The 8000-nt window shown below is 54.2% G+C and carries 8 protein-coding genes; 4 read left to right on the top strand and 4 right to left on the bottom strand.

The window, feature by feature from the left end; translation table 11 throughout:
• Positions 1-165: 165 nt before the first annotated feature.
• Positions 166-1068 (bottom strand): LysR family transcriptional regulator, encoded by a 903-nt coding sequence (locus D7S44_RS09375; RefSeq protein ID WP_120454231.1) that lies wholly within the window; start codon positions 1066-1068, stop codon positions 166-168.
• Positions 1069-1158: 90 nt separating this feature from the next.
• On the opposite strand from D7S44_RS09375, the gene D7S44_RS09370 reads away from it, so the two are divergent.
• Positions 1159-2175 (top strand): NADP-dependent oxidoreductase, encoded by a 1017-nt coding sequence (locus D7S44_RS09370; RefSeq protein WP_120454168.1) that lies wholly within the window; start codon positions 1159-1161, stop codon positions 2173-2175.
• A gap of 131 nt (positions 2176-2306) precedes the next feature.
• Here the strand turns inward: D7S44_RS09370 and D7S44_RS09365 are convergent, their stop codons facing one another.
• On the bottom strand, positions 2307-3053 hold the full coding sequence (locus D7S44_RS09365; protein ID WP_120454167.1) for an SDR family oxidoreductase: 747 nt from the start codon (positions 3051-3053) through the stop codon (positions 2307-2309).
• A 99-nt stretch (positions 3054-3152) separates the two neighbouring features.
• Here D7S44_RS09365 and D7S44_RS09360 point away from each other — a divergent pair, with 99 nt between their 5' ends.
• Positions 3153-4040, top strand: coding sequence for a helix-turn-helix transcriptional regulator (locus D7S44_RS09360; RefSeq protein ID WP_120454165.1), 888 nt, complete (start codon positions 3153-3155; stop codon positions 4038-4040).
• 113 nt (positions 4041-4153) lie between these two features.
• On the opposite strand, the gene D7S44_RS09355 is transcribed toward D7S44_RS09360, so the two are convergent.
• Together D7S44_RS09355 and D7S44_RS23685 are read right to left on the bottom strand one after the other, a co-directional pair.
• A complete protein-coding gene (locus tag D7S44_RS09355; RefSeq protein WP_120454162.1) occupies positions 4154-4657 on the bottom strand; it encodes a hypothetical protein in 504 nt (167 codons plus the stop codon).
• Between the two features lie 391 nt (positions 4658-5048).
• Positions 5049-5198 carry a hypothetical protein gene (locus tag D7S44_RS23685; protein ID WP_167456965.1) on the bottom strand — a complete coding sequence of 50 codons (150 nt, stop codon included), beginning with the start codon at positions 5196-5198 and terminating at the stop codon, positions 5049-5051.
• Positions 5199-5367: 169 nt separating this feature from the next.
• Between D7S44_RS23685 and sapA the strand changes: the two genes are divergently transcribed.
• Complete coding sequence (sapA, locus tag D7S44_RS09350; protein ID WP_120454160.1) at positions 5368-6990, top strand: ABC transporter substrate-binding protein SapA; 1623 nt, start codon at positions 5368-5370, stop codon at positions 6988-6990.
• Positions 6991-7956 (top strand): putrescine export ABC transporter permease SapB, encoded by a 966-nt coding sequence (gene sapB / locus D7S44_RS09345; protein WP_120454159.1) that lies wholly within the window; start codon positions 6991-6993, stop codon positions 7954-7956. It begins immediately after the preceding gene.
• Positions 7957-8000 lie beyond the last annotated feature (44 nt).

Here is an 8000-nt window from a genome sequence, read left to right as displayed (position 1 = left end):
CGATCATCACATGATTCTCGCTCAATATTCGTAACCAGTAAGCGCATACCCTGAATCACTTCAAAGTGTAATTCTCAGGGTACGAATGACTATATTTCGTTCATAGCGGACAAATGAGATCAGCAGCAAGCTGGCTAACAGCGTACCGCCAGGCAGGCGCGCCCATCACAGAAATTCAAATAACATATCCAGAAAAGCGCGCACGGCTGGATTTAAGCGACGACTTTCGGGCCAGAGAACGGTCAGGTTATGCCGTTCTACGGCAAATTCCGCCAGCACTGGCACTAACGCCCCCCGCTCTATCCAGGGTGCAGCCATAAAACTTGATGCCATTCCTATGCCTGCGCCTGCAGCGATGGTTGTCAGCACGCCTTCGCTTGCATCCATAACCACAGCCGAGGGCGGCAGAATATCTACCTCCCGTTCTGCAATGTTGAACGGCCAGCGAAACAGTTGTCCGGTGCTTTTATAACGCAGGTTAACGGTTTCGTGATTGACCAGCGCGTCAGGATGATGAGGTACGCCGCGCTTGCTCACATAGGCGGGTGACGCATAGCAACCCAGCTGATAAGGCGAAAGGCGACGCGACAAAAGCCGCGAATCGGGCAGATCGCCAATACGTATCGCTATATCAATGCCCTCTTCAACCAAATCCACATGTTCGTCGCTCAGCCGCAGTTCAATCTTTACTGCGGGCTGACGCTGACGAAACAGCCCCAGCAGAGGTGCAAGCATATGCACTCCCACCGGCAACGAGGTGGCTATGCGCACAGTGCCGCTGGGCTCAGCGCGCGCCTGCTTTGCCGCCTGCTCAATTTCCTCGGCATCATGCAATAACCGCAGCACCCGCTCATGCAGATCCCGCCCTTCAGGCGTAAGGGTAAGCGACCGCGTGGTTCGCGTAAAAAGCGCGATACCGAGCTGGCGCTCCAGCCGCTGGATGCTTTTGCTGATCGCGGAAGGCGATACAGAGAGGGTACGCGCAGCCGCAGTATAGCTTCCCAGCGATCCGGCGCGGGCGAAGGCGATAAGCCCGGTCAGCCTTTCAAAACCGATTTGTTCTTTCATGGCATAAGTAAAGCGAATAAGGGCCCGATTATCAATGTGCAGCAACTGGCATAACCTCTCTCTGTTGAACCTGTATCAGAGGAAAGCGTAATGATCGAAATGATGAAAGCCGTGCGGTTGCACGAATTTGGTGGACCCAATGTCCTGCGTTACGAAGAGGCGCCCCGGCCGACACCCGGCGCGGGCGAAGTGCTGGTACGCGTGTATGCGACAAGCATTAACCCACCGGATCTTTATCTGCGGGACGGCTATCGCACGCTGCCGCCTGAATGGCGGCCCAGCGTCACTTTTCCGCTCATCCCCGGCACCGATATCTCCGGCGTCGTTGCGGCAATCCATGAGGATGAGTCCGGCTTTAGCGTCGGCGACGAAGTCTATGCCATGGTGAGGTTTCCGGAAGATCTGATGAAAGGCAGCGGTGCTTATGCAGAATACGTTTGCGTGCCAGCTGGGGAACTCGCGTTAAAACCCCGCACGCTAGATCACGTTCATGCCGCCGCCGCGCCCATGTCACTCCTGACCGTCTGGCAATTCCTGATTGAAACCGGTCATGATGCCCCTAACCCTTTCCAGGCCTTCCGGCATATTCCTGTAGCGCTACAGGGCAAAACGGTTCTGGTTAACGGCGCTGGCGGCGGCGTAGGACACCTCGCCGTTCAGGTCGCCAGATGGAAAGGCGCGCGGGTAATTGCCGTAGCTTCGGGTAAGCACGAGGCGCTGTTACGTGAGCTGGGGGCTGAAACCTTTATCGACTACCACCAGCAGGCCGCTGAAAGCGCCGTGCAGCATGTCGACCTGGTAATGGATGCCGTGGGCGGGCCGAATATGGAGCGATTCCTGGATGTCATTAAGCCTGGCGGGTCGCTTTATCTGGTTAATCCGCTGGGTTTCGCCGGGTATCATGAAGCCGCCAGACGCAGAATAACGGTTTCATCAATCCAGGTTCGTTCCAGCGGAAGACAGCTTGAGGAAGCGGGTCGGTTATTTGAAAACGGCGCACTGCGTGTAGTGACAGACAGCATCTACCCGCTTTCGGACGCCGCAGCAGCGCATGAAAGGGCGGCCCGCGGCGGTATACAGGGCAAGATCGTATTAGTCATTGACTAAATATTAATGCTCCGCTGTTAGAGATATTTCCCGGCTGGGCGTCGCTTAAAGAAATAATTTATGATCCTGAAGAGATGGCTTCCAGGCAAACTGCCCCTGATATTTACAAGGGCAGTCGCAATATCCCGGAATTAACCCACTTCATGCATCAACGCTACCGCATCTTCTCCCGCAGGAATACGCAACGGCGCGCTGGGATCGGTGGCGGCACGCCATATCGCCTCCGCAACATCAAGCGCTTTGGTGGTTGGTTGCGGCTGCTGCATACCGGTAAGTACCCGGTCAAACAGTGGCTGATAGGGTTCAGGCTGGGTGTAACCCATGCGCGACATGGCGTTTTTGCCGAAGTCAGTGGTCGGAGCCATGCCCGGCAGAACCAGACGTACGTTGATGTTGAACGGCTGTAACTCAAGCGCCAGCGATTCCGTAAAGGCATTCACCGCTGCCTTACTTGCCGTGTAGACCGCCAGTAATGGAAGAGATTTAAGCGTTACCGTCGAGGTGACGTTAATCACCGTACCGCTTTGTTTTGCGCGAAACTGCGGCATCACAGCCTGCGTCATCGCGATGGTGCCGAGAGTATTAGTCTCAAACACATCGCGCACCGTGGACATATTCATGCCTTCCAGCGCTGCGAGTACCCCTATCCCGGCGTTGTTCACCAGAACATCAATCTCGCCTGCTTCTGCGATAGCCTGCCTGATGCTGGCCTCATTGCTGACATCCAGTGGCAGCAGACGCAAATTTTCTGAATCCGGAAACAGATCGGCTTGCGGATTACGCATAGTGGCGATCACTTTCCAGCCACGTTCGAGGAAATAGAGAGCCGTTTCATGCCCAAAGCCTGAAGAACAACCGGTGATTAAGATAGTTTTCACATTTCACTCCTGTCTGGTATTGAGTCAGGTGATTACTATATAGTCAACCCTCTGTACTCACTACAACGCAGCGTCCAGCATTCATTCGCAGGAGTCCAAATGATCGATCCTTTAGCCGAGATAGTGTCGCTGCTGCAGCCGCAAGCGGCATTTTCTAAGCGTGTGTGCGCCAGTGGCCGCTGGCGAGTAAATCGCAGCGAAACGGGTCAGCCGTTCTACTGCCTGATGCTGGAAGGTTACAGTGAGCTGACCATAAAAGGCACCCCGCCCATTACCCTGGAGCCAGGGGATTTTGTGCTCATCCCCGCGGCGCTGGAATTTTGTATGAGCAGCGTCGAACCGCCAGCAGCCGATGCGCCGGAAACCCTGCCGCAAATGCTCGCGCCCGGGGAATTCTGGGTAGGCGACCCAGGCCAACCCGCTGATGTACAAACCCTGATTGGCTATTGCCAGTTCGACGCACCCGATGCCGGGCTAATAGTCTCGTTGCTGCCGCAGTTTATTCATGTTCGAGGCGAGTCACGTCTGACGATGCTGGTGCAGCTGGTGATGGATGAATGTCGCGCACAACGTTCCGCGCGCGATATAGTCCTGGAACGATTGCTGGAGCTGTTATTAATTGAAGCGCTACGATCGATATTGATCTGCAATGCATGTCCGGGCGTGATGAGTGGGCTGGCTGATGAGCGCGTGTCAGCGGCGATCCGCGCCATTCACGCAAGGCCAGAGCATAGCTGGACGGGCGCCGAACTGGCGAAAGCAGCGGCTATGTCACGTTCCGCATTCTTTGTGCGCTTCCGGGAAGCGGTTGGCGTGGCGCCGATGGACTATCTGCTGACCTGGCGAATGGCACTGGCAAAAAAACTTTTACGCGGCAAAGATATGTCGGTGGCCGAAGTGGCTGAGCACGTTGGCTATCGCTCTGCCAGCGCTTTCAGCGTTGCGTTTTCCCGCCATGCTGGCATTACGCCGGTAAAATATGAATAGGTTTCTTTCGGCGTCAGCAGACATTGCCTGAGAGCTTATGGAGGCGGTGCTGCAGGCTCAGTCAGAACCGTAAAGCTTTCCGTAGTCACAACGAATCATGCTGCACCCCAGGCTTATTCACCTGCGAGGGCACTCTTGGTTTTCATTTCTCGATCTAATGTCATCAGGCATCTGTATTTCCAAATAGCCTGTGCACTTGTCGCCATAAGTGCCGCTCTGGCTTTTATAAAATATGAGTTAAGCTCCTGCTGCGTTGGTTCAATAAATGGCGCACCACAAATATAATCTACATTATTAATCTCTACAAATCTTAATACCTCCGCTGGATTTTCAGCTAAAGCATAAGCCAGTGATATATTCAGTCCTTCTTGAAAAGAGGCAACTCCCAGGAATGGAGGCTTTATTAGCTCAGGATAAAGATTTATCCACTGAGACTTCCCTTTCGATATATAATTCAAAACGTCGTCATATTCAGACAGTGTAATATCATTGCTATTATTTCTTTGAATCGCCATCTTAATCTTTTTGTAGGCAATCTGCTCTTTATCATCATCATGAGAATTCGCCACGCACTGAGCAAGAGGCAACAACAAAATAATAAGCGCCAGCCATTTCATCTTATGCTTAACTCCTGACTTCCGGCATCGACGTTTTTCTTCCTGACTAAAGAGCAACAGCCTTGGGCAATTGAAATTGATTAACAACCAAATAAGATAACTCCGCTTCGTTGAGGATGCACGTCGAGCGTTTAATTATTTCGCTCACGGAGCATAAATTTTCACTCCAAATCTGGAGTATTATTTAAATAATTGTTTATTTCTCATGACTTATTTATCTGTTAATTACTCTTTCCATTAACCTTACTACGTATCAGCCACTTAATTTATTAGATAAAGTACTGGCCTGAGCTAATCCCATGCTTAAAGGAACCAGTTACTGTAACCGTTTAGCCAGTGCGCCGTGAACGAGGGTATTGATGCTAATGCGGGATATTCTTTCAGAATGCGGTTACAAACAGGCCTGAAGGCGCAGCGCAAAAGAGCGCGGGGAAAACAAAAAAAGCCCGCTTACGCGGGCAACAATACTGGAAGCAATGTGAGCAATGTCGTGCGCTTCATCAGTAGAGCCACCGCTGAAGCGCAATGAAATAATAATCATTCTTGTTCTCACTTGTAAAGCCCTAATTGAGAATTTTTCTCATTACCATGCTAAGGGTGTGTCTTTACTCTTCTGGATGACGAAATTACCTGCAGCCGTGCCGCCATGTTTTGGGTCATCGCCCCCTTTGCGATACACTCAGCCTATTGCCCGAACACCGTTGAGTTCTATGTCAAAACTAATCCCGTCGCTGATGCTTATTCTCAGCGTATTAAGCGTCTCTGCCTGGTCGGCAGAGAACCGCGATATCCGCCACAGCGGCTTTGTCTACTGTGTTAACGGCACGCTGAATACCTTTAATCCGCAAATGGCTAGCAGTGGCCTCGCTGTGGATACGCTTGCTGCGCAGCTGTATGACCGCTTGCTGGATGTCGATCCCTACACCTATCGTCTGGTGCCCGACCTCGCCTCCGCCTGGGAAGTGCGCGATAACGGCGCAACCTACCGTTTTCACCTGCGCAGCAAGGTATCGTTTCAACATACTTCGTGGTTTACGCCCACGCGCGCGATGAACGCCGATGACGTGGTGTTTAGTTTTGCCCGTATGTTTGACCGCAACCATCCGTGGCACAACGTCAACGGCGGCAGCTACCCCTACTTTGACAGCCTGCAGTTTGCTGATTCTGTGCAGAGCGTGAAAAAGCTCGACAGCAACACGGTTGAGATCCGGCTCAATAGCCCTGACGCGTCGTTCCTCTGGCATCTGGCGACTCACTACGCGCCGGTGCTCTCAGCGGAGTATGCTGACCAGCTGACCCGCAGCGGCCGCCAGGAAGAGCTCGATCGTCAGCCGGTCGGTACAGGCCCCTATCAGCTCAGCGAGTATCGCGCCGGGCAATATATCCGGCTGGCACGTAACCCTGCCTACTGGAAAGGGGTGCCTCGTCTGCAGCAGGCGGTGATCGATTTGGGCGCAGGCGGCACCGGCCGTATGTCCAAATTGCTGACTGGCGAATGCGATGTGCTCGCCTATCCCGCCGCGAGCCAGATCTCAATCCTGCGCGACGATCCTCGTTTACGTATGACGCTGCGACCAGGGATGAATATCGCCTATCTGGCGTTTAATACCCGTAAGCCTCCGCTCGATCGGCCGGAAGTACGTCATGCGCTGGCGCTGGCGATCAATAACGAGCGGCTGATGGAGTCGATCTATTACGGTACGGCGGAAACCGCCGCCTCAGTGCTGCCGCGAGCGTCATGGGCATATGATAGCGAAGCGCGCGTTACTGAATACGACCCGAAAAAAGCGCGCGCGCTGCTGGAATCCCTGGGCATTACCGATCTGCATCTGCGTCTGGTGGTGCCTTCCGCTTCGCAAGCCTGGAATCCCAGCCCGCTGAAAATGGCGGAACTGCTGCAGGCGGATCTGGCGCAGGTGGGCGTGAAAGTCAGCATTGCGCCGGTGGAGGGCCGTTTTCAGGAGGCGCAATTGATGTCGATGAATCACGATCTGACGCTAACCGGCTGGGCGACCGACAGTAACGATCCAGACAGTTTTTTCCGTCCATTACTAAGCTGCGCGGCGATCCGCTCGCAGACCAACTACGCGCACTGGTGTTCTCCTGGCTTCGATGAAGCGTTGCAGAAAGCCCTGCTGTCGCAGCAGCTTGCGGGTCGAATTGATAACTATCATCTGGCGCAGCAGATGCTGGCACGCGATTTACCCGTGCTGCCGCTCGCCTCTTCGCTGCGTTTGCAGGCCTATCGCCACGATATCAAAGGCCTGGTGTTAAGTCCGTTCGGCAACACCTCTTTTGCCGGAGTTTATCGTGATGAGCGCGAGGAGCCGTAAGTGATCATCTATATGTTGCGTCGTCTGTTATTGCTGGTGATTACCCTGTTTCTGCTGTCGCTGGTGGGCTTCAGCCTGAGCTATTTCACCCCCAACGCGCCGCTGGAAGGCGCCTCGCTGTTCGATGCCTGGTGGTTCTGGTTCAGCGGTATGCTGCAGTTTGATTTCGGCGTCTCCAGCACCAACGGTCAGGAGATCGGCCTGCAACTGCGAGAGGTATTTCCCGCCACGCTGGAGCTTTGCGTGCTGGCGTTCGTACTCGCGCTGTTAACCGGGATTCCGCTGGGAATCTGCGCGGGCGTGATGCGTAATAAGTGGCAGGATAAGGTGATTAGTGCGCTGGCGCTGCTCGGCTTCTCCATGCCGGTATTCTGGCTGGCGCTGCTGTTTACCCTGTTTTTCTCGCTGACGCTCGGCTGGCTGCCGGTGTCCGGACGTTTTGACCTGCTCTATCCGGTGCAAAACATTACCGGCCTCGCGCTGGTGGACGCCTGGCTTAGCCCCTCGCCGTGGCGTCACGAGATGCTGGTCAGCGTATTGACGCATATGATCCTGCCGGTGATTGTGCTGGCGGTCGCTCCCGCCACCGAGGTGATGCGCCTGCTGCGTGCCAGCACTAGCGAAGTGATGGATAAAAACTACGTTAAGGCAGCCGCCACGCGCGGGCTGTCGCGCTTTACCGTGATCCGTCGGCATGTGCTGCACAATGCGCTGCCGCCGGTGATCCCGCGTCTGGGCTTACAGTTTTCCACCATGCTGACGCTGGCGATGATCACCGAAGTGGTGTTTAACTGGCCGGGTCTGGGCCGCTGGTTGATTAACGCGATCCGCCAGCAGGATTACGCGGCCATTTCAGCAGGCGTAATGGTGGTTGGCGGTCTGGTGATCCTGGTGAATGTGATTTCCGATATCATTGGCGCGGCGATGAATCCGTTGAAGCATAAAGAGTGGTATGCGTTGCGCTAGAGATGCATTGAGCGTTATTAGTTTTGTGCCGACTGCTCTGCATA

The organism is Pantoea piersonii (genome assembly GCF_003612015.1).
GTDB classification, from domain to species: Bacteria; Pseudomonadota; Gammaproteobacteria; order Enterobacterales; family Enterobacteriaceae; genus Pantoea; species Pantoea piersonii.
The sequence above is the reverse complement of the archived record's forward strand: the minus strand, read 5'-3'. Positions and strand labels throughout refer to the sequence as shown.

Excerpts from the sequence above, each read along its gene's own strand:
- sapA (WP_120454160.1), top strand. The coding sequence starts at position 5,368 with ATGTCAAAACTAATCCCGTCGCTGATGCTTATTCTCAGCGTATTAAGC.
- D7S44_RS09370 (WP_120454168.1), top strand. The coding sequence starts at position 1,159 with ATGATCGAAATGATGAAAGCCGTGCGGTTGCACGAATTTGGTGGACCC.
- D7S44_RS23685 (WP_167456965.1), bottom strand. The coding sequence starts at position 5,198 with ATGATTATTATTTCATTGCGCTTCAGCGGTGGCTCTACTGATGAAGCG.
- D7S44_RS09355 (WP_120454162.1), bottom strand. The coding sequence starts at position 4,657 with ATGAAATGGCTGGCGCTTATTATTTTGTTGTTGCCTCTTGCTCAGTGC.
- D7S44_RS09375 (WP_120454231.1), bottom strand. The coding sequence starts at position 1,068 with ATGAAAGAACAAATCGGTTTTGAAAGGCTGACCGGGCTTATCGCCTTC.
- D7S44_RS09360 (WP_120454165.1), top strand. The coding sequence starts at position 3,153 with ATGATCGATCCTTTAGCCGAGATAGTGTCGCTGCTGCAGCCGCAAGCG.